The sequence below is a fragment of the Vibrio sp. 1078-1 genome (assembly GCF_033340475.1).
Genome location: NZ_JAWOWM010000004.1, coordinates 504,726 through 530,964, shown reverse-complemented (window position 1 = coordinate 530,964; position 26,239 = coordinate 504,726). Strand labels below are relative to the sequence as shown.

At 44.7% G+C, this 26,239-nt stretch carries 22 protein-coding genes and 1 other annotated feature; of the genes, 12 read left to right on the top strand and 10 right to left on the bottom strand.

Going from position 1 to position 26,239, the window contains the following annotated elements; genetic code table 11:
• Window positions 1-565 precede the first annotated feature (565 nt).
• The 3 genes from clpB to rluD all read right to left on the bottom strand — a co-directional run bounded on the left by clpB (window position 566) and on the right by rluD (window position 4,991).
• Window positions 566-3,139, bottom strand: a complete 2,574-nt coding sequence (clpB, locus tag R7190_RS12300) for an ATP-dependent chaperone ClpB (protein WP_005381873.1) — start codon at window positions 3,137-3,139, stop codon at window positions 566-568.
• Window positions 3,140-3,283: 144 nt separating this feature from the next.
• Window positions 3,284-4,012 carry a peptidoglycan editing factor PgeF gene (gene pgeF, locus R7190_RS12295; protein WP_005381874.1) on the bottom strand — a complete coding sequence of 243 codons (729 nt, stop codon included), beginning with the start codon at window positions 4,010-4,012 and terminating at the stop codon, window positions 3,284-3,286.
• Between the two features lies 1 nt (window position 4,013).
• A complete protein-coding gene (gene rluD / locus R7190_RS12290) occupies window positions 4,014-4,991 on the bottom strand; it encodes a 23S rRNA pseudouridine(1911/1915/1917) synthase RluD (protein WP_005381875.1) in 978 nt (325 codons plus the stop codon).
• 136 nt (window positions 4,992-5,127) lie between these two features.
• On the opposite strand from rluD, the gene bamD reads away from it, so the two are divergent.
• The 5 genes from bamD (at window position 5,128) to yjjX (ending at window position 10,116) form a co-directional block, all read left to right on the top strand.
• The gene (gene bamD, locus R7190_RS12285; RefSeq protein ID WP_005381876.1) at window positions 5,128-5,856 is read left to right on the top strand and encodes an outer membrane protein assembly factor BamD; all 729 of its coding nucleotides are present in this window, start codon (window positions 5,128-5,130) and stop codon (window positions 5,854-5,856) included.
• A gap of 148 nt (window positions 5,857-6,004) precedes the next feature.
• On the top strand, window positions 6,005-7,486 hold the full coding sequence (locus R7190_RS12280) for a lytic transglycosylase F (protein ID WP_309474595.1): 1,482 nt from the start codon (window positions 6,005-6,007) through the stop codon (window positions 7,484-7,486).
• A 324-nt stretch (window positions 7,487-7,810) separates the two neighbouring features.
• Complete coding sequence (gene hpf, locus R7190_RS12275) at window positions 7,811-8,137, top strand: ribosome hibernation-promoting factor, HPF/YfiA family (protein WP_005381889.1); 327 nt, start codon at window positions 7,811-7,813, stop codon at window positions 8,135-8,137.
• Between the two features lie 108 nt (window positions 8,138-8,245).
• Window positions 8,246-8,367, top strand: a sequence feature (Phe leader region).
• Window positions 8,368-8,379: 12 nt separating this feature from the next.
• Entirely contained in the window at window positions 8,380-9,558 is a 1,179-nt protein-coding gene (gene pheA, locus R7190_RS12270; protein WP_005381890.1) for a prephenate dehydratase, read from the top strand.
• 24 nt (window positions 9,559-9,582) lie between these two features.
• Window positions 9,583-10,116: an inosine/xanthosine triphosphatase gene (gene yjjX / locus R7190_RS12265; RefSeq protein ID WP_005381891.1), complete on the top strand. Its 534-nt coding sequence runs from the start codon at window positions 9,583-9,585 to the stop codon at window positions 10,114-10,116.
• A 110-nt stretch (window positions 10,117-10,226) separates the two neighbouring features.
• Here the strand turns inward: yjjX and trpR are convergent, their stop codons facing one another.
• Together trpR and sltY are read right to left on the bottom strand one after the other, a co-directional pair.
• Window positions 10,227-10,535 carry a trp operon repressor gene (trpR, locus tag R7190_RS12260; protein WP_005381892.1) on the bottom strand — a complete coding sequence of 103 codons (309 nt, stop codon included), beginning with the start codon at window positions 10,533-10,535 and terminating at the stop codon, window positions 10,227-10,229.
• Between the two features lie 13 nt (window positions 10,536-10,548).
• Window positions 10,549-12,495, bottom strand: coding sequence for a murein transglycosylase (sltY, locus tag R7190_RS12255; protein ID WP_031779075.1), 1,947 nt, complete (start codon window positions 12,493-12,495; stop codon window positions 10,549-10,551).
• A gap of 364 nt (window positions 12,496-12,859) precedes the next feature.
• On the opposite strand from sltY, the gene ettA reads away from it, so the two are divergent.
• The 3 genes from ettA to R7190_RS12240 all read left to right on the top strand — a co-directional run bounded on the left by ettA (window position 12,860) and on the right by R7190_RS12240 (window position 16,158).
• On the top strand, window positions 12,860-14,527 hold the full coding sequence (ettA, locus tag R7190_RS12250; protein ID WP_005381894.1) for an energy-dependent translational throttle protein EttA: 1,668 nt from the start codon (window positions 12,860-12,862) through the stop codon (window positions 14,525-14,527).
• Between the two features lie 230 nt (window positions 14,528-14,757).
• Window positions 14,758-15,117: a PilZ domain-containing protein gene (locus R7190_RS12245; protein WP_031781006.1), complete on the top strand. Its 360-nt coding sequence runs from the start codon at window positions 14,758-14,760 to the stop codon at window positions 15,115-15,117.
• 39 nt (window positions 15,118-15,156) lie between these two features.
• Window positions 15,157-16,158 carry a M23 family metallopeptidase gene (locus R7190_RS12240; protein WP_186584458.1) on the top strand — a complete coding sequence of 334 codons (1,002 nt, stop codon included), beginning with the start codon at window positions 15,157-15,159 and terminating at the stop codon, window positions 16,156-16,158.
• Between the two features lie 77 nt (window positions 16,159-16,235).
• Here the strand turns inward: R7190_RS12240 and tyrA are convergent, their stop codons facing one another.
• From tyrA to nagZ, 3 genes are all read right to left on the bottom strand, one after another.
• Window positions 16,236-17,363, bottom strand: coding sequence for a bifunctional chorismate mutase/prephenate dehydrogenase (gene tyrA, locus R7190_RS12235; protein WP_005381901.1), 1,128 nt, complete (start codon window positions 17,361-17,363; stop codon window positions 16,236-16,238).
• A gap of 21 nt (window positions 17,364-17,384) precedes the next feature.
• Window positions 17,385-18,461, bottom strand: coding sequence for a 3-deoxy-7-phosphoheptulonate synthase (locus R7190_RS12230; RefSeq protein WP_005381904.1), 1,077 nt, complete (start codon window positions 18,459-18,461; stop codon window positions 17,385-17,387).
• A gap of 206 nt (window positions 18,462-18,667) precedes the next feature.
• Window positions 18,668-19,651, bottom strand: a complete 984-nt coding sequence (gene nagZ, locus R7190_RS12225) for a beta-N-acetylhexosaminidase (protein WP_064369000.1) — start codon at window positions 19,649-19,651, stop codon at window positions 18,668-18,670.
• Window positions 19,652-19,750: 99 nt separating this feature from the next.
• On the opposite strand from nagZ, the gene R7190_RS12220 reads away from it, so the two are divergent.
• Together R7190_RS12220 and murQ are read left to right on the top strand one after the other, a co-directional pair.
• A complete protein-coding gene (locus R7190_RS12220) occupies window positions 19,751-20,863 on the top strand; it encodes an anhydro-N-acetylmuramic acid kinase (RefSeq protein WP_186584459.1) in 1,113 nt (370 codons plus the stop codon).
• A 36-nt stretch (window positions 20,864-20,899) separates the two neighbouring features.
• Window positions 20,900-21,829, top strand: a complete 930-nt coding sequence (gene murQ / locus R7190_RS12215) for an N-acetylmuramic acid 6-phosphate etherase (protein ID WP_025768437.1) — start codon at window positions 20,900-20,902, stop codon at window positions 21,827-21,829.
• A gap of 51 nt (window positions 21,830-21,880) precedes the next feature.
• Here the strand turns inward: murQ and R7190_RS12210 are convergent, their stop codons facing one another.
• On the bottom strand, window positions 21,881-22,153 hold the full coding sequence (locus tag R7190_RS12210) for a hypothetical protein (RefSeq protein ID WP_053350226.1): 273 nt from the start codon (window positions 22,151-22,153) through the stop codon (window positions 21,881-21,883).
• Window positions 22,154-22,266: 113 nt separating this feature from the next.
• Window positions 22,267-22,608 carry a DUF2799 domain-containing protein gene (locus tag R7190_RS12205; RefSeq protein WP_005381912.1) on the bottom strand — a complete coding sequence of 114 codons (342 nt, stop codon included), beginning with the start codon at window positions 22,606-22,608 and terminating at the stop codon, window positions 22,267-22,269.
• A 280-nt stretch (window positions 22,609-22,888) separates the two neighbouring features.
• On the opposite strand from R7190_RS12205, the gene R7190_RS12200 reads away from it, so the two are divergent.
• Entirely contained in the window at window positions 22,889-24,373 is a 1,485-nt protein-coding gene (locus tag R7190_RS12200; RefSeq protein ID WP_005381914.1) for a carbon starvation protein A, read from the top strand.
• A 193-nt stretch (window positions 24,374-24,566) separates the two neighbouring features.
• A complete protein-coding gene (locus tag R7190_RS12195; protein WP_005381915.1) occupies window positions 24,567-26,237 on the top strand; it encodes a sensor histidine kinase in 1,671 nt (556 codons plus the stop codon).
• Window positions 26,238-26,239: the final 2 nt, after the last annotated feature.

Below are 26,239 nucleotides of genomic sequence, written 5' to 3'. Positions count from 1 at the left end.
GCCGCCAGCGTTCAATCTGAGCCATGATCAAACTCTTCAATTTAAGATTTTGTTCGGCTCAATGAATACTGAACATTCCTTTCGCTAATAAATAGCAGAAGTAATGTTTGAATTGACTGTGCTGAATCTTTCGATTCAATGGTCACTTCGTATCATTGAAACCTAATTTGAAGCCTAAGCTTCTAATTGGATTATCATCAACGAGTGCCCACACAGATTGATAGGTCTATATTTTTAAAGAGCACACTTCGAAGTTCTCTTCAAAGTGGACGGCTATTTTAGCTAGATAACTTATCGTGTCAAACACTTTTTTAAGTTATTTATCTGCGAGTTAATTTTAACTCACTAACCGTAGTTGTTTAGGTTCCGCTTCACTTGCTTTCCCGTGACAACGGAGGCGCATTATAGGGAGTTCATTAAAGAACACAAGTGCATTTTTTAAAAAAACTCACCTTTTTAGTTTATTCGTATAGAAAACAGACAAAAGACTCTAAAAAACTATAGAAAAGGGGCCAAACGGCCCCTTTAGTGTGATTTTTATCTCAATTTTACTGTATCCATACAATTATTGATGAGCACAAATTTGGTCATTAGTAACAATTAGCTGCACTGTCTTGTCTGGAACGATTTCACCAGAAAGAATTGATTTGGCTAACGGGTTCTCGACATTCTGCTGAATTGCACGTTTTAAAGGACGCGCACCATACACAGGATCGAAACCAACTTGAGCGATCAAGTCGAGTGCTTTGTCGGAAACTTCTAGTTGATAGCCTTTCTCCTCTAGTCGTTTCGCCAAACGTTCCAATTGAATAGAAGCAATGGACTTAATGTGCTCTTGACCAAGTGGATGGAACACCACGATTTCGTCAACACGGTTCAAGAACTCTGGGCGGAAGTGTTTGCTAACCACATCCATCACTTCACTCTTGATACCTTGATAGTCTAATGTTGCGAAATTCTCTTGGATACGAGATGAACCCAAGTTAGATGTCATGATCACAACCGTATTACGGAAGTCAACAGTACGACCTTGACCATCCGTTAAACGCCCATCATCGAGAACTTGCAGCAGAATGTTAAATACATCCGGATGCGCTTTCTCTACTTCGTCTAACAAAATTACCGAATACGGCTTGCGACGAACCGCTTCAGTTAAGTAACCACCCTCTTCATATCCGACATAGCCTGGAGGAGCACCAACCAACCTTGCCACTGAGTGTTTCTCCATGAACTCAGACATATCGATACGGACCATCGCATCTTCACTGTCGAACATAAAGCTCGCAAGTGTCTTACAAAGCTCTGTTTTACCCACACCAGTTGGACCTAAGAATAAGAAGGAGCCAATTGGTCGGTTTGGATCAGAAAGCCCAGCTCGACTACGACGAATGGCATTCGATACAACAGAGACCGCTTCGCTTTGCCCTACCACACGATTATGCAGCACGTCTTCCATACGAAGTAGTTTCTCTTTTTCCGCTTCTAGCATCTTGGATACCGGAATGCCGGTTTGCTTAGAAAGTACTTCTGCAATCTCGTTGTCGGTTACTTTATTACGCAATAGCGTCATTTCCTGCATTTCAGCTTGGGTTGCAAGATCTAACTGCTTCTCAAGTTCAGGAATACGACCATATTGAAGCTCCGACATACGGTTTAGATCGCCAGCACGGCGAGCAAACTCCATGTCCATACGAGCTTGTTCAAGCTCAGACTTAATATGTTGAGTGCCAGAAAGAGCTGCTTTTTCTGTATTCCAAACCTCTTCTAGTTCAGCGTACTCACGTTCTTTTTCATTGAGTTCTTCATTAAGCGCTTTCAAACGCTTTTCACTCGCTTCATCGTGCTCGTTACTTAGTGCTTGTTGCTCAATTTTGAGTTGGATGATTTTACGCTCAAGCTTATCCAAGGACTCTGGCTTAGAGTCAATTTGTAAACGAATGCTTGAAGCCGCTTCGTCAATCAAGTCAATCGCTTTATCCGGCAACTGACGGTCGGAGACATAGCGATGTGACAAACTCGCCGCAGCAACAATCGCTGGGTCGGTAATTTCGACGTGATGATGAAGCTCATAACGCTCCTTCAAGCCACGTAAAATCGCCACGGTATCCTCAACGGTCGGCTCATCCACCAGCACTTTTTGGAAACGACGTTCTAATGCTGCATCTTTTTCGATGTACTGACGATATTCATCCAATGTTGTTGCGCCAACACAGTGCAGCTCACCACGAGCTAATGCCGGTTTTAGCATGTTGCCCGCATCCATTGAGCCTTCACCTTTACCAGCGCCGACCATAGTGTGTAGCTCATCAATGAAGAGGATGACGTTGCCTTCTTCTTTAGCAAGTTCATTCAATACTGATTTTAAACGCTCTTCAAATTCACCACGGTATTTAGCACCAGCAACCAGTGCGCCCATATCCAGTGATAGCACACGGCGACCACGCAGACCTTCAGGTACTTCATTGTTAACTATGCGCTGCGCTAAGCCTTCAACAATTGCTGTCTTACCTACGCCTGGTTCACCGATAATCACTGGGTTGTTTTTAGTACGACGCTGCAATACTTGGATAGTACGACGGATTTCATCATCACGACCGATAACAGGATCTAATTTACCTTGCTCTGCACGCTCGGTAAGGTCTATGGTGAACTTTTCCAATGCTTGGCGAAGCTCTTCTGCATTCGGGTCATTGACCTTTTGACCACCTCTGATCTTTTCGATTGCCTGGCTGACTTTTTGCTCTGTTAAACCGATCTCTTTGAGTAATTGCCCCAATGGTCCGCGGTCTTCTAAAGCGGCAAGCAGGAAGACTTCAGACGAGATATAGGAGTCTTGACGCTTTTGCGCCACTTTGTCACACAGGTTAAACAATGTGCCCATCGAGCTAGAGAGCTGAACATCCCCACCGATGCCACTGACTTTTGGTAATCGATCTAACATTTCACTCAATTTAGAGCGTAAATGCGTTACGTCCACATCCAGCATAGTAAGCAATGGACGAATTGGACTGCCATTTTGATCAAGCAAAGCCACCATGAGGTGAACTGGCTCGATATATTGATGATCGCGCCCTAACGCTAGTGATTGAGCATCAGAGATAGCGATTTGAAACTTACTTGTGAATCGATCAAGACGCATATCTACCTTCCTAACCTCAACTAAAGGAAATTCTTTTGACAGTTAGAAAGATGGATACTCGGGTGGGGAATTTCAAGGGAGTGAATGAATAAAGATAGCTTTGCAAAAATAGTAGTATGCATCTTAGCACTTTGGTGCTTATAGCTAGTCTTCGATCCAAATAAAGGTTGCTTGTCGACCAGTCTTACCATCACGGCGATAAGAGTAAAAAGAGGCTTTATCTTGGTAAGTACAAAGTCCAGAATCAAACACTTGTGTCACACCAGCCCGGTTTAGACGTTGCGTTGCCAGCACCGACATGTCAGCAAACCATTTACCGTCGATATCGCGTGGAGCAAATGCTTGATTCGCCTGTGAATCAAAATCAACAAAAGCTTGCAGAACATCTTCACCCACTTCGAAGGCTTGAGGGCCAATGGCGGGGCCAAGCCACGCTATCACTTCACCAGAAAACAACGCTAACGCATTTTCGACAATGCCATTTGCTAAGCCGCGCCAACCTGCGTGAACAGCGGCTACTTGCGTACCTTGTGTATTAGTCAATAATACAGGTAAACAATCGGCGGTCATCGCTGAACAAACAACATGGCTTGAAGAAGTAAATACACCATCCGCATCAAGCACCTGTGTTGTTGGTTCATTTGCTTGAGCCACAACGGTTGAATGCGTTTGGTTTAACCAGATTGGCGCATTTGGCATGCTTGCCTGTTGCGCCAACCAAGCTCGGTTCTTCTCTACTAAAGACAAATCATCCCCAACGTGAGTACCTAAATTTAGCCCTTGGTAAGGGCCTGTCGAAAATCCGCCTATGCGTGTTGAGGCGAAAGCTTTGACATTTTTAGGCGCTGGCCAATTCGGAATGATCGTCTTCATATTAGAATTCTTCCGGTAAGCCGTGCTCTTCTGTATCTTGACGAAGCGCTTCAGTCATCACAACCATGTCATCAGGCACTGGAGCATGAAACTCAAGAACTTCGCCCGTAATTGGGTGCTCAAAGCGCAGCATTACTGCGTGCAATGCTTGGCGATCGAAGCCCCGGATCATTGCCGTTAGCTCTTCAGACGCACCTGTCGGGATGCGAGCACGTCCACCATATGCAATATCACCGAGCAACGGATGCTGAAGGTAAGACATGTGCACACGAATCTGGTGCGTACGACCCGTTTCTAGACGCAAGCGAATACGCGTGTGTTCGCGGAAGCGTTCAGCAACACGGTAGTGCGTTACTGCTGGTTTGCCCATTGGTGCTACCGCCATAAGCGTGCGCTTAGTAGAGTGACGACCAATCGGTTGATCCACTTTGCCGCCCGCAGTCATACGACCAATAGCGATCGCTTCGTACTCACGAGTAATATTACGTTTTTGCAGTGCGCGAACCAGACGAGTTTGTGCAGGAACGGTTTTCGCCACCACCATCAAACCCGTGGTGTCTTTATCCAAACGGTGCACGATACCTGCACGAGGTACTTCTGCAATATCAGGGTAATGATGCAACAACGCATTAAGTACAGTGCCATCAGGCGTACCAGCGCCCGGATGAACCACAAAGTCACGAGGTTTGTTGATAACGATAATATCTTCATCTTCATAGACGATATCTAGCGGGATATCTTGCGCTTCCCAGCGTTCTTCATCTTCTAACTCGGCTTGCAATGTAATTTCCTCGCCACCCATTACTTTGGTACGAGGTTTAGTGACAACTTCACCATCAACTTGAACTTTCCCATCAAGCAGCCACTCTTTTAGGCGCGAGCGAGAGAAGTCCGCGAATAATTCGGCGATAGCTTGGTCTAAACGTTGACCTAACTGGCTATCTTTTACGGTATTTGTTAATACAATCTGCTGAGCCATATCGAACTTTTTTAAAAACTGTGAGACTAATGCTCACGACTGTGAAAAAATAGACTATTACGTCATTGTATCTGTTACTGGAAAGAAAGTAACGGCAGCTTAAGAAATATTTAGATTCAAGGAACAGACTCCTGATATGAAACGTCAGACTTTAACAGGCCTTTTAGCGGTATCCCTTCTGTTTGGATGTGCAAGCAAAGAAGAAATCGTTCCTGATGTGCCGCCTTCGGAACTGTATGCAGACGCACAGATTTCTCTTCAAAGTGGTAATTGGCTTTCTGCAATTGAGAAACTGGAAGCATTAGACTCACGTTACCCATTCGGTGCCTACTCAGAACAGGTGCAGCTTGACCTAATCTATGCGTACTACAAAAACGACGACCTTGCTTTGGGCTTGGCAACCATTTCTCGCTTTATGCGTTTAAACCCAACCCATGAAAAGATGGATTGGGTGCTGTACATGCGAGGTCTAAGCCACATGGCGCAAGATCGTAACTTTATGCATGATTTATTCAGCGTAGATCGAAGCGATCGCGATCCTGAACCGGTAAAAAAAGCGTTTGATGACTTCAAAAAACTACTTCAACGCTACCCGAATAGCCCATATGCAGAAGATTCACAAAAACGTATGGTTGCGCTGAAAAACCGTCTAGCGAACTATGATTTAGCGACTGCTGACTTCTACCTTCGCCGTGAAGCTTGGGTCGCTGCTATTAATCGCAGCCAAGAGCTACAAAAAGCGTATCCAGACACAGAAGCTGCACGTAAGTCACTGACTATCCAGCTAGAGGCCTACAAGCAACTTGGTTTGGAAGACGCCGTAGCAAGAACTGAAAAGCTTATAGAGCTCAACCCTGTGAAGTAATTGAACTTGCTTTAAACTGAACCGCCACCGTTTTTACCGTGGCGGTTTTTTATTACTCTCAATAGTGTATTCAGCCCTTTCTTGATGATCTTCCTAGCTCCACATATGCTTAAAGTTCTCCTCCCCCCTTTATAAAAAGGATGTGAACGTGACGATATCTAAGCTTTGCGCAGTTATGCTGCTCCTATTGTCTGCTTCCGTTTGCGCACTGCAAATCTCGCCGCTCAAACAGCCTCCTTATACTGGGGACCTCGATGTCATCAAGGAGAAGAATGTACTGCGCGTCTTAGTTTCTGCTGATTTAGGCTTTTACTACATTGAGGGCGGCACACCAAAAGGCATAGGCGCGGAATTGCTGGCGCATTTCGAAAAAGACCTTCGTAAACTCAAACCAAAGCTTAACGTACAAATTATTCCTGTTGCCCGCGACCAGCTACTGCCAGCCTTAGAAAACGGTTCAGGTGACTTAGTTGTCGCCAACCTGACTATTACCGACACGCGCAAACAGAAAGTGGAGTTCAGTTCACCCATCCTCACTGACATTCAAGAGTGGGTAGTGACAAACAAAAGCACACCAGCGATGACGAAAATCGAGCAATTGAGCGGCAAAGAGATTTGGGTGCGTGCTAGCTCTAGCTACTTTGAAAGCATTCAGACACTAAATAAGAAACTAAACAAAAAAGGCTTACCGCCTGTTATCGTGCACTTTATTGAAGAAACACTTCAAGATTATGAGCTGGTCGGAATGCTCAACAATGGTTACGTCAAAGCCATTGTTCTCGATAGCCATAAAGCCAAGCTTTGGCTGAAAGTGATGGATGATATTCGGGTGCACAAAAAAATCCCTATCCGCAAAAATGGAAAAATTGCTTGGGCAATGCGAGAAAATAGTCCCAAATTAAAAGCCGTCGTGAATAAGTTCATCCAGAAGTCTCGCTCTGGGACAGTACTCGGTAACGTTATTTACGGTAAATACATCGATAACACGGGATGGTTGAACAGAGCTCTTAACCCTAAGAAAATTGCTCAACTAGAAAAACTCGCGGCGCTATTTTCACGCTATGGTGAGAAATACGATATCGACTATTTACTGATCGCTGCAATCGCTTACAAGGAATCAGGATTTAATAACGACCTAGTTGGAAGCCGAGGTGCCGTTGGCATAATGCAAGTCCTACCCAGCACCGCTCAAGATCCGAATATCAATATCAAAAATGTTCGACAACTAGAAAACAACATTCATGCTGGAGTGAAATACTTAGCTTTTTTGCGTAAGCAGTACTTCAGTGATCCTGATATTACTGCACAAAATAAACTCTACTTTACATTGGCGGCTTACAATGCGGGCCCCGGCAATGTAGAGCGTATTCGTAAGCGTGCAGCCCAACAAGGTTACGATCCTAATGTTTGGTTTAATAACGTGGAAGTCGTTATGCGGAAAAGTTTAAGCTCAACGGTTGGGTACGTCACAAGCATTAATCGCTACTACATAATATACAAACAACTAGAAAGTTTGGACCAAGTCAAAAGTCTAGAAAGGGTTTCACTAGCCCCAAAAGACCCCATTTTCATGATACCGCTACGAAAAGTCAGCCAAATTCCAGACAGTAAAAAGCCGCTTGTACAGTAAGCGGCTTTTAAATGGATTCATTGGAAAGACTCAGTGATCGTCATCACACCTTACGTGTAGTTAAATTTTAACCACCTCAAATATTAGGCCGTAAAACTTCCCTAAAAACGAGGCCGTTTTCAGCTGAGTACTCTATCCAATCTACGGATTTACTAACCGATAACAAGCAATTTCACGATAAATCTCAGAAGTTCTTGAGTGAGATCACATTCATTTTTCATCATAAAAAACCCGAGCAAAATAATGATCTGAATCACATTTTTTTATGCTTAAAGCGGTAATCTGAACTCAACCCATGAGGGATGCAACAGAGGAAAAACACTTATGACAATGAATATCACTGGCAAAAACATCGAAATCACCTCTGCAATCCGAGCTCATATTGAGAGCAAATTTAAAAAACTGGAGAAATGGCAAGTAGACCTAATTGGTTGCCAAGCAACTTTCAGTGAGGAACCAAACAAACAGAAGAAATTCGAAGCGGTTATCAAAGTTCCTAAAGGCCAGCTCATTGCCTCAGCAACTCACGAAGATCTTTACGCAGCTATCAACGAAGTGGAGCAAAAACTAGAACGACAATTGAACAAGCTGACCCACAAACCTGAAGCTCGACGTGCAAGTAAGCCTGAGCTAGTGGAAGAAGAAGAGTAAACTGAACAGATTGAGGAAATAGCGCCGAAAGGCGCTATTTTTTTGCTTGACGCTCTCCCCAGCCTTGCTTATTGTGTTTAAACACTCATAAATTAAGCACTATTTATGCATTTAACCTCACTGTTTATTTTTGACTTCTTTTTCCTCCCATAGTTGGAGGGGCGAACTCGTTTGTGAAAGAAAAGTCAAAAACAAACAGAAAGCCTCCCAAATCGGGAGGCTTTTTTATAAGGAAAGAATTGATGACTGACCAACCTATTTCCCTCGAAGAAATTCGTTTACGCTTGAATGAGTTGGATGACCAACTTCTCAGCTTATTGTCTGAGCGCCGTAAACTCAGCATTGAAGTAGCCAAAAGCAAAGTACAAACCTCAAAGCCTGTTCGCGACGCCGTCCGTGAACAGCAATTATTGGTCAAGCTGATTTCTAATGGCCAAGATAAATACGAACTTGACGCGCAGTACATCACCAAGCTTTTCCATACCATCATTGAAGACTCAGTTCTGCTTCAACAAAGTTATCTGCAAAATCTCGTTAACCCACAGCAAAGCCGTAAGCCACTTGCTCGCGTCGCTTTTTTAGGAGCCAAAGGCTCTTATTCGCACTTGGCAAGTCGCGAATACTTCAGTCGTAAAAATACAGAGCTTATCGAGCTCAACTGCGAGCACTTTAAAGAAGTAACTCAAACGGTTGAATCTGGCCATGCTGATTATGGCGTTCTGCCAATCGAAAACACCAGCTCAGGCTCTATTAATGAAGTGTATGACTTACTACAACACACGACGCTTTACATCGTTGGAGAGCTAACTCAACCAATCGAACACTGCTTGGTTGCGAAAAAAGACATTCGTCTGGAAGATATTAAAACGCTGTATTCTCACCCTCAGCCACACCAACAGTGCAGTGAGTTTTTAAGCCGTATGAAAGGGGTAAAGCTGGAGTCCTGCGCGAGCACAGCAGATGCAATGCAGAAAGTCCAAGAGATGGATCGTGATGATGTGGCTGCAATTGGTAATGCATCAAGCGGTAAGCTATACGGCTTGCAAGTAATTCAAGGCAACATCGCAAACCAAACCGAAAACCATACTCGCTTTATCGTGGTTGCTCGTAAACCGGTTGAAGTTTCTACTCAGATTCCAGCAAAAACCACATTGATCATGTCGACCTCCCAAGAGGCAGGTTCATTGGTTGAAACACTATTAGTGCTGCAACGTTACGGCATCAATATGACCAAGCTGGAATCACGCCCAATTATGGGGAACCCGTGGGAAGAGATGTTCTACGTAGACTTGACATCACATCTTGCTTCGACAGAAATGCAACAGGCACTTGAAGAGCTGACAAAAATCACTAAGCACTTGAAAGTATTAGGCTGTTACCCGAGTGAGAACGTAAAGCCTACGCAAGTAAAATTGAGTTAATAGACACCAGTGAGTAAAAAGATCATGGCAACCCAAAAAGTCGTAATCGCATCGCTAAACCCAGCCAAAATTAATGCAGTTCAAAGTGCATTTCGTAATGCATTTCCGCATCAAGAATTCAACTTCGTTGGCATCAGTGTACCGAGTGAGGTCGCAGATCAGCCCATGACGAATGAAGAAACTCATCGTGGTGCGCTAAACCGCGTTAAAAACGCAAAAGTAGAGATGCCAAACGCGGATTACTATGTCGGTCTCGAAGCGGGAATTGAAGCAAACGTGACGTTTGCTTGGATGGTGGTTGAATCAGAGACTCACCGCGGTGAATCTCGTTCTGCAAGCTTAATGTTGCCGCCAAAAGTCTTGGAAAAACTCAAGGATGCGAATGAATTGGGAGATGTAATGGACGAAGTGTTTGGTACTGATAACATCAAACAGAAAGGTGGCGCTATTAGCCTGCTAACCCAAAACCAGCTAACTCGAAGCTCGGTCTATCACCAAGCCTTGATTCTGGCTTTAATTCCATTCACAAACCCTGAGCACTTTCCTTCAAATTTATAACACTCAGCCTATTCTCTAGATACGCAAAAGGGCGGATATTTCCGCCCTTTGTAATACGTTATCTTAGTCACTTGTAACACCAAGGCCTAAAAGCAAATTGGATATACTGTCTACTTAGATACCGCAACTTGTTCTAACAAGACTTTCAACTTGTCTTTTTCTTCATCAGATTTCGACTTTAGTTCGTTAGAGCCACGAGTAATGGTGGCAATGCCCACACCAAGCATCTGACTGATCTGACGTTGAGATAATTCTCCTTTAAGAAGTTCGTTAATTATATTAACGCGTGATATTAATGACTCTCTCTCATCACGTGACATCAGCATAGTTAACAGCATGTCATCTTGCTGGGTGCCCATACTTGTTCGAATTAGCTCAATAATCTGTTGCCAGTCTTTGTACTCGGGTTCGTGCGACATCAAGTTACCTCACTCAATACTTGGTATTGATCTCATGTTGATTCAAGAACGCGCCATCGATACCCAAAAGATCACGATAGTATGTTTCAAACATCAAGATGTTTTGTACATAACCGCGCGTCTCTTTAAATGGAATTGCCTCAATAAAGGCATAAGCATCCACTTTTCCTTGGGTACGCTCTCGCCACGTTTTTACTCTGTTAGGACCTGCATTATAAGCAGCAAGAGCAAAAATACGATTATTATCGTAATCCTCTAATAAACCTTGCAAATAATGGCTACCAATTTCGATATTTTTTCCTACATTGTAGAGATCCTGCGTACCTTGATAACTCAACTTATATTTACGTGCCGTGTACTTCGCCGTCGCAGGCATGATCTGCATAAGACCACGAGCGCCAACTGGAGAGCGGGCTTCAACATCTAACGCACTTTCCTGTCGAGCGAGAGACATCATCGTGACGGGATCAATGTTGTGCTTTTTCGCATAAAAGTTAAACCACCAGCGGTGTGCTATTGGGAACCTAAGTTCGATATTATCCCACATCTGCGCTTGAATACTCGCGGTCACCGTTAGGTGATGCCAACGTTTAAATGATGCATAAGCCGCCAACATCGCCTTTTCATCTTTTCCTACGCGGCGCAGTAAGTGTGCCCATTCACTCTTCGCTGCTGCGATTTTATCCGTCGCGATCAACTCTTCGATACGAGCTAACGAGTCTTGATAGGGTTGAACAACTTTCTTATCCAACTTAACCGTATGCGTTGGGTATTTGATTGATTGTCCGATTGCATTGGCGGCAGCCACACTGTAGAAGTTTCGTTGCCCAAGCAGAGTTGCTAAACGCTGTTTCCCCGCGATGTCATCACCTAACGCTATTTCACTTCTTCCAAGCCAATATTGCCAGCGTAGCGTGGCTTGTTCTTCTTTATTTAGAACAGCAATCCACTCTTGTACGCCTTTCCAATCTGCATTTTGAATCGCTAAGCGGATGCGCGTTTCAATCAACGGTAAGTACTGACTGGTTTTCGTTTTATCATCGCGCCATTTAGCTAATGACTCAGACTCCGTACGAGTCAATCGAAATGCAATATAGTCGGCAAGTTCTTGCGCTTTTTCTGGAGAAAACTTCTGTCCTTTAATGACGGCATCGTACGCACCTTGTGCTTGGCTAGTGTTCATACGAGCCAACTTTTCTAACGCATATTCACTTTGCGCTCGATTAAAATCATTCGCAGGTTTTTTCTTCGCGAATTCCGCAACACTTGCAGGATTATCAAACAACGCTTTCATTTCTTTGGCTTGTTGCTTTGCCTGCGCTGATTTAGGCAGTTTGAGCAAGTAACTCATCAAACCGCCATTACGAGCATCAAACGCCAGTAACATACGCTGTAGAATCAGTTCATCGGTACGCTCACCCGCCTTGTCCCATGCTGCAAATAATGGGTCACACTCATCAGCAATGCTGATGCCACGTAACCACATATGTTCAGCCCCTTTAAACGCCGCGACTTTCTTGCCTTGCTTTAACTGAGCGACGTAGAAAATACATTGGTAACGCTCACCACTAGGAATGACTTTTTGAAACTCAGTAATGGTTTTCCAATCTTTTTGCTTATAAAGATGATTGAGGTATGGAGCGCGAACTCGACGAGAAAATGGAAAAGACTCGTGCTCAGAAATAAACTCGTTTACCTGTTGTGGTGACTTTTCCGGTAACTGTCTAATAAAAGTGCGGTAATCCACATAAGGCGTTAGTGGATAGTCAGAAATTTTAGGACGAATCGAAAGGTATCCATCGATGTCATTTTTATCTAATAAATCTTGAGCTTGCTCATATACTTCGCGCTGCTTTTCCAAACTCAGCGCGGCATTAGCACTCAAACTCATAGCACACAACGCGGCGGCGCAGCATACGTTTTTAGCCAATTCAGATACGTTGAATCTCATTTGTGTCATTTTCCCCAGACATATACTGCCCTAAAGCCTAGTTTTGTTAGAGTTCATGTGATGTTAAGGCAATTTTCACACATGCATCTATTTACACAGAATGCAGATGTCCATGTAAAGCAACTTAGTGTATTAAAAATTGTACTCGTCAAACTTTTAAGACGATGGAGACAAAGCGTTTCTAACTCGCATAGAAAACACTTCGTCATTCTTAACGAATAACAAAAGTGTATACCCTAACCGTGTAAGTTTCCGGTCAGCTCAAAATAAGAAATCCATTCGTTAGGGAAATTCTTGCAATGCGGTAACAAAAACAAAGCACTTGGTATAAAATGATGGGTTTGAATGACAGTTAATTTAGGAACGATCGGCAATGGCTGAATACGTATATACCATGTCGCGGGTGAGCAAAATTGTGCCACCTAAGCGTCAAATTCTTAAAGACATCTCTCTGAGCTTCTTCCCTGGTGCGAAAATCGGTGTTTTAGGTCTGAACGGTGCAGGTAAATCCACACTGCTACGTATCATGGCAGGTATCGACACGGATATCGACGGTGAAGCGCGTCCACAACCTGGTCTAAACGTAGGTTACCTACCTCAGGAACCAGTATTAGACGAATCAAAAACCGTTCGTGAAGTTGTTGAAGAAGCGGTTGCTGACGTTGCTGACGCTCTGAAACGTTTGGACGCAGTCTACGCAGCATACGCTGAACCAGATGCAGACTTCGACGCACTTGCAAAAGAGCAAGGCGAGCTAGAAGCCCTTATCCAAGCGAAAGATGGTCACAACCTAGAAAATGCGCTTGAGCGTGCAGCAAACGCACTACGTTTACCTGAATGGGACCAAAAAATTGCGCACCTATCAGGTGGTGAACGCCGCCGTGTGGCTATTTGTCGCTTGCTACTTTCTAAGCCAGACATGCTATTGCTTGATGAACCTACCAACCACCTAGATGCAGAATCAGTTGCTTGGCTAGAGCGCTTCTTAGTGGATTACACAGGTACCGTAGTGGCCATCACCCACGACCGTTACTTCCTAGATAACGCTGCGGGCTGGATCTTAGAACTGGACCGTGGTGAAGGTATCCCTTGGGAAGGCAACTACACCTCATGGCTGGAGCAAAAAGACGCTCGTCTACAACAAGAAGCCTCCCAAGAGAGTGCTCGCCAAAAGACTATCGAGAAAGAGCTTGAGTGGGTACGTAAAAACCCTAAAGGTCGTCAAGCGAAGTCAAAAGCACGTATGGCTCGCTTTGAAGAACTGCAAAGCTCTGATCACCAAAAACGTAATGAAACCAATGAACTGTTTATCCCACCAGGTGAGCGTCTAGGTGATAAGGTTATTGAAGTGAAGAACCTGACCAAGTCATTTGACGGTCGTGTTCTGATTGATGACCTGTCATTCAGCATCCCTAAAGGTGCGATTGTTGGTATCATCGGTGCGAACGGCGCAGGTAAATCGACGCTATTCAAGATGTTAAGTGGTACTGAACAACCAGACTCGGGCACAATTGAGATGGGCGATACAGTAAAACTGGCATCGGTCGATCAGTTCCGTGACAGCATGGACGATTCTAAAACCGTATTCCAAGAGATCTCTGAAGGTGCTGATATCATTAAGATCAACAACTTCGAAATCCCAGCTCGCGCATACTGTTCACGCTTTAACTTTAAAGGCAGTGACCAACAAAAGATTATTGGTGAACTATCGGGTGGTGAGCGTAACCGTGTCCACCTTGCGAAGCTGCTTAAAGCGGGCGGTAACGTGTTGCTACTCGACGAACCAACCAACGACCTTGACGTTGAAACACTGCGTGCTCTAGAAGAAGCATTACTAGAGTTCCCTGGTTGTGCAATGGTTATCTCGCACGACCGTTGGTTCCTTGACCGTATCGCAACCCACATCATTGACTACCGTGACGAAGGCCAAGTTAACTTCTACGAAGGTAACTACACAGAGTACATGGATTGGTTGAAGAAAACATTGGGTCCTGAAGCCGCAGAACCACACCGTATCAAATACAAGCGTATTGCGAAGTAATCGCAACCCACAAAGTTTGATTGTAATTTGTACAAAGGCCGCTATCATAGCGGCCTTTGTTTTCTTTGTTATAAAAAGAGCTCATTAGCCCGTCTCGTTCGTTAAGAACATGACATAGCACTTACGTCACTCTGTAGCGACCTCGACACTTTTCAAACAACAATCGAACATTTTTTGTTCGTATTGATATACTATTCAATTCTGTTTGACGACCTGACGAGAATATTCATATGACAGAGAGACGACGCTTTTCACGTATTCTCCATCAAGCTCCAGCTAAGATAGAACAACGTGACTTGGCAATTGAAGCTAGGATTCAAGATCTTTCCTTACATGGTTTACTCATGAAAGTGGAAGAGACTGAGGCTTTGGATCCAACCCTTCCAGTCCATGTGACTTTTTCATTTGATCAATCCGAACAAGTGATTACGTTAAAAGCGCAAATTGTGAATGTCTCTAAGTGTGAGATTAGGTTGAAGATCGCTAAGGTAGACATCGAAAGCATTAGCCAACTAAAACGATTTATAGAATTGAATGTAGGCAATAACGACCTTCTGAATCGAGAGTTAGAGCACCTCTCTGGTTTTTAGGAGAAAAATAAATGAACGCCTATTTAAGTAACAATAACTATGTCTAAAAAAATCATCATGCAGATCCCGACGAAAGACGGCGATCAGCAGTTCTATTTGGGCTGCAGTTCGGTCCTAGCAGTATTTGCTTCAGTATTGGCATTACCCGCCGTCGTTGGTGGCGCGTGGTACCTTAATCAGCAGCAGATGCACAATAAAGACGAACTAACACAAATCATCGCCAAACTGGAAAGTGAAAAGGCCGAAGTGACGGCTCTTTACGAAGAACAGCTTGATACCAATCATTCGCTTTCCCAGTCTTTGACGGACAAAAACAATCAAATTCAGCTATTGGGCAAACGGGTATTCGACGTTGAATCGGTTTTAGGTCTCGCAGACGAAGAGTTGATGATCGATGAGAACAGCATGGGGTTAGAGGAGCGAATTGACGCAGCCGCTATCGATTCTGCTGTTCGAGCGACGATGTTCCGTTTGATACCAAATGACAGCCCAGTCACATACCAACGTATTTCTTCTTCTTACGGCAGTCGTATTAATCCGATTTCAGGTAAGAGGCATGTTCATACTGGTATCGATCTGACTTGTAAAAGAGGAGAAGAGATCCTGGCACCGGCTGACGGTGTGGTGGAAACCGTTCGCCCGAGCAATCGTGGTTATGGTAACTATGTCACCATTCGTCACTCATTTGGCTTTATGAGCTCCTTTGCTCATCTACAACGCTTCAAAGTGAAAAGCGGTCAGTTTGTTAGTAAAGGCGACATCATTGCTCAATGCGGTAACTCTGGCAACTCCACAGGGCCACACTTGCACTATGAAGTACGCTTCCTCGGACGAGCACTCAACCCTCAATACTTAATGGAGTGGACGCCAGAAAACTTCAATGACGTCTTTGAAAAAGAGAAAAAAGTGAAATGGGGACCTTTGGTTCAATTGATTGATAACGTTGTACGCCTGCAAGTCAATTTAACCAATTCACCCTATCGCGATACCAGTATCAACACAGTATCAAGTGAAGATACGAGTAATACTGCGACGAACTGATTTGTCCATCAACACGAAAAAGAGCAGCTTACGCTGCTCTTTTTGTTTCGGACTCTGCACGGCTAAATGACCCGTGATTAGCCGCGATGAATATTATCATTCGCCTGTTTGAGTAAGTTTTGGCTCTCATTCATAAATTGTTGAGAATAAGTACCAAACCAATCACTCACCTGCTTAAAGCTTTCGATGAATCGCGCTTTGTCTCTGCTATCCAGAATCGCTACCGCATCACCTAAACGCTGATGGAATCGCTTGATCATATCGATATTCTCTTGAGAAGAGAAAATGATATCACCGTACAAGTTCGGATCCTGACCAAACAGTCGTCCCACCATCGCCAATTCAAGGCGGTAGATTGGCGAGCTTAACTTCAACAACTGATCGATGTTCGGGTTCTCTTTGCTTAGGTGCATACCGTAAGCAAACGACGTGAAGTGGCGCAACGCCTGAATCAACGTCATGCCATGATCGTGCTCTTGTGCATCGATTTGGCACAAGCTTGCGCCCCAAATTCCAAACTGTTGCAATAGCCATTGGTAATGCTCGTGACCACGACCATCACAGTACACAATAACCTGCTTGGCAAGGCTCGGAACATCTGGGCCAAACATTGGGTGTAAACCAACTACAGGACCTTGGTGCACATTCAACATTGCTTGCAGAGGCTTCGACTTGATAGAAGTCAGGTCACACAGAATGCAGTCTTGCGGCAAGTTCCCCAGTTTTTCGATCACCCCTTCCGTTAGATGAATCGGCACCGTGACCACGACTAAACCCGCGTTGTCTAGAATCTCATCCGCATGATCCCAGTCTTTACTACCGAGAACTTTGACCTGGTAGCCCGACAATTTAAACATACGCCCAAACAGGCCACCCAATTGACCATTACCACCAATAATAACAACTGAGCGTAAATCAGGGTTCAAACACTTAAAACCGGAATCTTTCTCGCTGGCATAAGACTCACGCATTGTTCGACGCAGAATATCTTCAATAAGCTGTGGAGGAATTCCCATTTTTTCAGCTTCAGCGCGACGAGAAGCTAACATCGCCGCTTCGCGGTCTGGAGCATAAATTGGCAAACCATGTTCGCTTTTTACTTCCCCAACTTTCTCTACGAGCGCTAAACGCTGAGCCAATAGCTCCAACATTTGCTTGTCGACTGCATCAATCTGATCGCGTAATGCGTTAAGTTCAACTGCCATTGATGTTCCTTAAATCCTGTATTAATTAGCCTTTAGACGATTTTCTAAGAAAGGCACTAGCTCTTCATGTGCATGACGTAATAGTGCCTCAGTTGAATCCCAATTGATACATGCGTCAGTGATAGATACACCGTATTTCATCTCTTCAAGAGCTAAGTCAGAAGATTGATTTCCTTCATTGATATGGCTTTCAATCATAAGACCGATAATAGATTTATTGCCTTCACGGATTTGATGAATCACATCCTCCGCGACTAATGGCTGGCGACGGTAATCTTTACGTGAGTTGGCGTGACTGCAATCCACCATTAATGAAGCATCAAGACCAGATTTCGCCATCTCCTGCTCACACTCAGTGACGGATACCGAATCGTAGTTAGTTTGCTTGCCGCCACGTAAGATCACATGTCCATTAGCATTGCCCTGGGTGGTTAATAGTGCGACTTGTCCCTCACGATTAATTCCCATAAAACGGTGGCTAGAGGACGCAGCTTGCATCGCGTTAATTGCGGTTGCCAAACTGCCATCCGTGCCATTCTTAAAACCGATTGGCATAGACAGGCCGCTTGCCATTTCACGGTGAGTTTGTGACTCCGTCGTACGAGCACCGATGGCTGCCCAGCTAAAAGTATCCGCCAAGTATTGTGGGCTAATTGGGTCTAGAGCCTCAGTCGCGAGCGGGATTTCCATCTCTGCCAGCTCCACCAGAAGTTCGCGTCCAACATGCAGACCGTGTTCAATATCGAAACTGCCGTCTAGGTGTGGGTCATTGATCAGGCCTTTCCAGCCGACCGTGGTGCGCGGCTTCTCAAAGTAAACACGCATAACAATATACAGTTGGTCACTTAGTTGTTCAGAGAGTGCTTTAAGGCGCTTTGCGTAATCCTTCGCCGCTTCTACGTCGTGGATAGAACATGGACCGCATACAACAAGCAGGCGGTGATCCTTCTTGTGAATAATATTAGCGATAGTTTGACGAGACTCTTGAATAAAGCGACGTGCTTTTTCACTCAAAGGAAGCTTGGTTTTTAGTTCCTCCGGAGTAATAAGAACCTGTTCTTCGATAATATTAATATTACTCAACTCACTTTTCTGCATAACTCTAACCTGTATATTTATTTTTACACCCAACCAAACCCTTGGTGAGACAACTAAGCTTTAACGACAAGATAACAGGCTAAAAAAGAAAAACAAGCGTACATAATAAAAAACATTTAGTGTAAACTAAAGTTTACACTAAATAAAAAGCCAAAGCATAATTAACTTTGGCTTCTCATCGCCGTTTTGAATCTTTTACAAGAGGTTTAGCTAGTCAAGCGTTTCATCGCTTCACTCGCCGCTTTCCACTCTTGAGATAGCTTAAGTTCGCTTGGAGAAAATGACTGTTTTTTCAGTAATGCATCCGCGAGTGGCACGGTTGAAACCGGTAAGTTGTCTAATACTTCAACGTGCGCTTCTCGTTTATTACACATTAACAACATATCGCAGCCAGCTCTCAATGCTTGAGCACCTCGCTCGGCTGGGCTGCCCATAATCGCAGCGCCTTCCATGGTCAAGTCATCCGAAAAAACCAAACCTTTAAAACCCAATTGCTGACGCAGAACCTGTTTTAACCAGTATTCAGAACCGCTGGCTGGTTGAGCATCATAATGTGGGAAAATCACGTGAGCAGGCATCATGGCATCTAAAATACCGGCATCAATTTGCGCTTTGAAGATCGCCATATCTTGTTCAAAAATATCACTGCGCTCGTCGTATGGTGTTTCTAGATGTGAGTCTGCAATCACGCCACCATGTCCAGGGAAGTGTTTGCCTGTCGTTGCCATGCCAACACTCTTCATTCCTTGCATATAAGCAGTGCTATAGCGAAGAATGGTATCGGCATCTTCACCGAATGCACGGTTACCGATCGCTTTACATTGATGGCCTTGGTCAAGTACCGGGGCAAAGCTTAAATCAATATCATGGGCAATCAGCTCTGCTGCCATTAACCAACCGCCCATACGAGCAAGCTCTTCACCATTTTGATGTTTAGCGTACTCATCAGCAGCAGGAATTAATGAGAAACCTTCACGAAAGCGCTGCACTCGGCCGCCTTCTTGATCCACACCGATCAAAAACGGGCGCTTAGCCGCCTTTCGGATGGATTGAGTAAGTGCTTGAAGCTGTTCGCTATCATGATAGTTGCGAGCAAATAGAATTAAGCCACCAACCGTAGGATGCTCCAAGATTTCTTTGTCTTCAGCGGTCAGTTCATACCCCGCAACGTCAACCCATAACGGTCCCATGTTTTCTCCTCAAAATCGGCTGAATATCTCGTATTCGATGAGGTTATTCGCTTCAGGTTTGCTTTACAATAAGTGAATGAAGAATTGACGAGATCGGCTATGAAATTTAACGAACTGTACATTGGTGTGATGTCTGGAACGAGTATGGATGGTGTTGATACCGCTCTAGTTGAAATAAGCGATGAGCACGTTCGTCTGATTGCGCACGACGACTACCCAATGCCCGCAGCACTAAAAGACATGCTGTTATCTGTTTGTACCGGTCAAGCAACAAATTTAAAAGCCATAGGTGAACTTGACCATCAGCTCGGCCACCTATTTGCAGATGCTGTGTTACAGCTGCTCAATAAGTCTGATTACGTCGCAGATCAAATTCGTGCGATTGGTAATCACGGTCAAACAGTGTTCCATCAGCCTACCGGAAACTTGCCGTTTACCACTCAATTGGGCGATGCAAACATTATCGCGGTCAAGACAGGCATTGATACGGTAGCGGATTTTCGTCGTAAAGACATGGCGCTAGGTGGACAAGGTGCCCCACTCGTCCCTGCTTTCCATAAAAGCATTTTTGCGATGCAGGATTCCACAACTGTGGTGCTTAACATTGGAGGCATTGCCAATATCTCGGTACTGCATCCAGAACAACCAGTCATTGGCTATGACACAGGCCCGGGCAATATGTTGATGGACGCATGGTGTGCGCTGCATACTGGGCAAAGCTTCGACGAAGATGCACAATTTGCACTTAAAGGAACGGTAAACGCTACTTTGTTGACTCAATTACTCAAAGAAGCTTACCTCGCCATGCCTGCCCCTAAAAGTACCGGGCGAGAACTGTTCAATATTGACTGGCTGCATCTACAACTGGCCCATCACAATTTACCAATCGAAGACGTACAACGTACACTTTGCGAGTATTCTGCAATTACCATTGCCAACGAAGTCGACAAGTTTTCTCATGGCATCACACCTCAACTATTGGTCTGTGGCGGTGGAGCAAGAAACCCGCTTTTGATGCAACGACTGGCCAAGTTATTGCCACAATGGAGCGTTGCGACAACGGCAGAAAAAGGTGTTGATGGCGATTACATGGAGGCAATGGCGTTTGCTTGGCTTGCGCAGCGTCATATTCACGGCCTCCCTAGCAACTTACCGGAAGTTACGGGGGCAAGTCGTCTCGCTTCACTGGGTGTACTCTATTCAAAAAATTAAGGGCAATAGATCCTAAACAAAAAGGCTTAATTCATTATGACGAACGATGCACTTATCGCAGCTTTATCCCATCTGGTATCTGAAGGGCGAAATCCAGACACCATGGACATCGACTTGCTGCCTTCTCTCGATATTGTTCAACGCATCAACCAACAGGACAAACTCGTTCCTCTTGCCGTTGAAAAAGTATTGCCTGAGATCGCTGAAGCCGTTGATAAGATCACGGAAGCATTTAAGGTCGGAGGTCGGTTGTTTTACATCGGTGCGGGTACCAGTGGTCGACTTGGCGTTTTGGACGCTTCAGAATGCCCACCAACTTTTGGCACAGACCCAGAGATGGTCGTTGGTATTATTGCCGGTGGAAAAGAGGCAATGTTCCGTGCAAAAGAAGGGGCGGAGGACGACCCAGCATTGGGCGAGCAAGATCTTAAAGAGAATACGCTAACACAACGCGATGTCGTCGTTGGTATTGCGGCAAGTGGACGAACACCTTACGTGATTGGTGGCTTAGAGTATGCGAACGAGCTTGGTGCCACCACTGTAGCACTATCTTGTAACCCTGACTCTCCGATTGCAGATATTGCTGATATTGCGATTAGCCCCGTTGTTGGACCTGAAGCGTTAACGGGATCCACTCGCTTAAAATCAGGGACAGCACAAAAACTCGTACTGAACATGCTCACTACCGCAAGCATGATTCGCCTGGGCAAAAGTTATCAGAACTTAATGGTAGATGTGAAAGCGACGAATGCAAAGCTAGTTGCGAGAGCGGCTCGTATTGTTATGCAAGCAACAGATTGTACTAACCAAGAGGCTAAAACGGCGCTCAAAGAAACGGACTACGACGCCAAGTTAGCGATTTTGATGATTTTAACCGGGCTGGATAAAGAAAGCGCAACTGAGCAACTGAACGCCAAGCAAGGATATTTAAGAAAAGTCGTGATCGAGCAAGCTAATCAATCTTAATCAATAAAGCGCCTCACTTATTTAAAAGTCAGGCGCCTTTTATGGCTTAATTTAGTAGTTCAATCGTTCAATGTGAGTAATACCGACTTTACCTTCAAGGTCACTGAACATATGAACCATTGCTGGGTATGGTTGTGCTCCAGGGTAGACAACTTCTGCATTACAGAAAAACGCATAGTTTTGTCCGGCTACGACTTGAGTAGCCACAACCAAAGGGGAGTATTTGACACCGACAAACCCCTCGATACCTTTAGCAAATACTTCTTTATTATCTGCTGTGAGTTCATGAAATGGACTCCAGCCACCAGCCATTTGCGTTGACATAATGTGATTCCTTTTTTCTGTGCTCACTATCAAGCAGTATGAACATAGTTTAATAAGGAAGATTTTGCCACATTTATGTGATGCAGACAGTGTAACAACGGCTTTATTGACTATTAATTTGAGTATTCATTCCAACCACGTTGCCATTCCATGCGGAATTTTTGCGCTTGCTCAGTACCTTCACAAACCCCTTCGTAATACTGACCAGATAACCCCATTTGATACGCAAAAGCAGGATTACAGTACTCACGTAAACCTTCTAAATAACCTTGGTCGTAGTCACTTTGCTTAACACTACCCAACTCACGAAGCTCGCTCATCGTGCGCGATGTGTGTCCGGTTATGCCATCTTGATATCCGATCTGATGCCAATCTCCCGACTTGGCAAGATCTGCTGTCGTTGCTGTGCATCCTGCAAGTAAAGCCAGTGCCAGACCTACCGTTACCTTTTTCATGGTTCTTCCTTAAGTAGTTGTTTTCAAAAATAAGCTTACCACTAATTATTGGCGCTTGCCGCTGAGCTTGCAGATTTAACCACTGATGACTCAAATCAGCCACTCAAGACTGTCATCAACCTTTCGCCATTTTTAAAAACCGCTCAAGCAGCATATCGACCACTCAGTGCTCTATTCGACCACTCATCTACTAACCGAATGCATTTAACACAAGTGACGCATAACATGCATCCTGAGATTAAAAAATTACCCTACCCAACTAAGACCAAGGACAATTGCTATGATGTGGTTTCTAACCTGTGTCGCAGCCCTAATCGGCGGATATTTCATCTACGGCGCTTTCGTCGAGAAGATTTTCGGCATCAATGAAAAACGCCAAACGCCAGCTCACACCAAATCGGACGGTGTTGACTTCGTTCCAATGTCAACAAAGAAAGTTTACCTAGTTCAACTACTAAACATCGCAGGTGTGGGTCCAATTTTTGGCCCGATCATGGGGGCACTATACGGTCCTGCGGCGATGCTTTGGATTGTAGTCGGTTGTATTTTTGCTGGTGCAGTACACGATTACTTCTCAGGCATGCTTTCAGTGCGTAACGGCGGTGCATCTGTACCTACCATTACAGGTCGCTACCTAGGTAATGGCGCAAAACACTTTATGAATATTTTTGCCATTGTCCTATTGCTTCTAGTTGGCGTAGTGTTCGTTTCAGCCCCTGCTGGCATGATTACTAACCTCATCAATGATCAAACAAGCTTGAGTGTAAGCATGACAACGATGGTTATTGCTATCTTTGCTTACTACATCATTGCGACGATTGTTCCTGTCGATAAAATCATTGGTCGTTTCTACCCACTGTTTGGCGCCCTACTTATCTTTATGTCTGTTGGCCTAATGACAGCCGTTGCTTTCTCTAGCGAACACACAGTAATGGGTGACTTCCAAGTTTCGGACATGTTCTCTAACCTCAACCCAAATGACATGCCGTTATGGCCTGCATTGTTCATCACTATTGCATGTGGTGCTATCTCTGGCTTCCACGCAACTCAGTCTCCACTGATGGCGCGTTGTATGGAAAATGAGAAAAACGGTCGCTTCGTATTCTACGGTGCAATGATTGGTGAAGGTGTTATCGCGCTAATTTGGTGTGCTATCGCTCTGTCTTTCTTCGGCTCTCTAGACGCTCTATCAGAAGCTGTGAAAAACGGTGGCCCTGGTAACGTGGTATACAGCGCATCATTTGGTCTGCTAGGTGTGTTCGGTGGTATCCTTGCGTTCCTGGGTGTGGTTATCCTACCAATTACGTCTGGCGATACAGCGTTCCGTTCAAGCCGCTTGATCCTTGCTGAATACTTCAACATGGAACAAAAAACGCTACGTAACCGTCTACTGATGGCACTTCCACTGTTCGTTATCGGCGGTATCTTAACTCAAGTAGACTTCGGCATTATCTGGCGCTACTTCGGTTTTGCAAACCAAACAACAGCGGTAATGATGCTTTGGACTGCGTCCGCTTACCTACTGCGTCACAACAAGCTGCACTGGATTACCACTATCCCAGCTATCTTCATGACCACGGTATGTGTCACGTTCATCTTAAACAACAGCTCGCTAGGTTTTGGTCTGCCAATGCAACTATCAACTATCGTAGGTATTGTGTTTGCCCTAGCTGTGACAGGTTACGTTATCAAAACCTCTAAGGGTAAAGGTGAAACTGAACTGGCTGACGAAGAGAAACCACAAGCCGTATCAGAAACAGCGTAATACTCGTCACATCTGAGTGACTAAGATAGGAGCCTGCCAATTGCAGGCTCTTTTTGTTTTATACCCAAGTCACTTTAAGGTTCAGAAAGCACAGCGCAGCATCATTTACTTAGCTGTTCTTATCTATCTGAGCCAAGCATCTTGAGGTTACTTAGGTATACAATAACAACATTGATTCTAGGTTAGGTTCACTATGGAACTGGTCATCTCCCTTTTACAACAGATGTGTGTGTACTTAGTTTTGGCTTACATGCTAAGTAAAACGCCAATCATCTTACCTTTGCTGAGTATTTCTTCGCGCTTAAGCCACCGCCTAATTTGTTACGTACTCTTCTCTGGCTTTTGTATTCTCGGCACCTATTTCGGTCTGCACATCAACGATGCTATTGCCAATACTCGTGCGATCGGCGCAGTTATGGGCGGGCTGTTTGGTGGACCTGTTGTAGGTTTCGCCGTCGGATTTACTGGTGGCATCCATCGATACTCTCTTGGTGGCTTTACTGACCTAGCCTGCGCAATTTCAACCACCGCCGAGGGCGTAATTGGTGGCTTGCTCCACGTTTACCTTATCAAGCGAAATAAAGGCGCATTGCTGTTTAATCCAAGCGTCGTATTCAGCGTCACGTTTGTTGCAGAAGTGGTGCAAATGATTTTGCTGCTCGCCGTCGCGAAACCTTTTGATCAAGCCTATGAACTGGTGTCCGCTATTGCAGCGCCTATGATCATCGCGAACTCATTTGGTGCAGCGTTGTTCATGAGTATCCTGCAAGACAGAAAAGCAATCTTTGAAAAGTTTTCTGCGACGTTTTCGCGTCGAGCGCTCACCATTGCTGATCGCTCAGTGGGAATTCTAAGCAACGGCTTCAACACCGAAAACGCAGAGAAAATCGCACGTATTATTTACGAAGAAACCAAAGTGGGCGCTGTCGCGATTACTGACCAAGAAAAGATCTTGGCGTTTGTGGGCATTGGCGATGATCACCATAAACCGAACACGCCGATTTCATCGCAAAGCACATTAGACTCCATGGAGAAAAACGACATCATTTATCTTGATGGTGCGGAGCGTCCATACCAATGCTCCATTGCAAAAGATTGCAAGCTCGGATCTGCGCTGATCATCCCACTGCGTGCAGGGAAAGAGGTCATTGGTACCATAAAGCTGTATGAACCGAAGCGTAAATTGTTCTCGACGGCCAACATGTCGATGGCGGAAGGAATAGCCCAGCTTCTATCTAGCCAAATCCTTTATGGCGATTACCAACAACAACAAGCCTTACTCGCCCAAGCAGAAATAAAATTGCTTCACGCTCAGGTGAATCCACACTTTTTGTTTAATGCACTCAATACTATTAGTGCGATTACTCGTCGTGACCCTGACAAAGCGCGCGAGCTAATCCAAAATTTATCGCACTTCTTCCGCAGCAATTTAAAGCAGAACATTAATACCGTGACGCTAAAGGAAGAGCTTGCACATGTGAACTCGTACTTGAGCATCGAAAAAGCGCGTTTTACGGACCGCTTAGAGGTTGAAATCGATATTCAACCTGAATTGCTGGACATCAAATTACCAAGCTTTACACTCCAGCCTTTGGTTGAGAATGCCATTAAGCATGGCATTTCAAACATGCTTGAAGGTGGTAAAGTTCATATATACAGCGAAGCACACCCACAAGGTCACTTGATTACCGTCGAAGACAACGCAGGCAGTTTTGAACCGCCAAAAGAAAACCACTCAGGGCTAGGTTTAGAAATTGTCGACAAACGTCTCACTAATCAATTTGGACGTGATGCAGCGCTAAAAATTACGTGCGAGCCACATCAATTTACTAAAATGAGCTTTATCATTCCCCCAAAATCATAAAA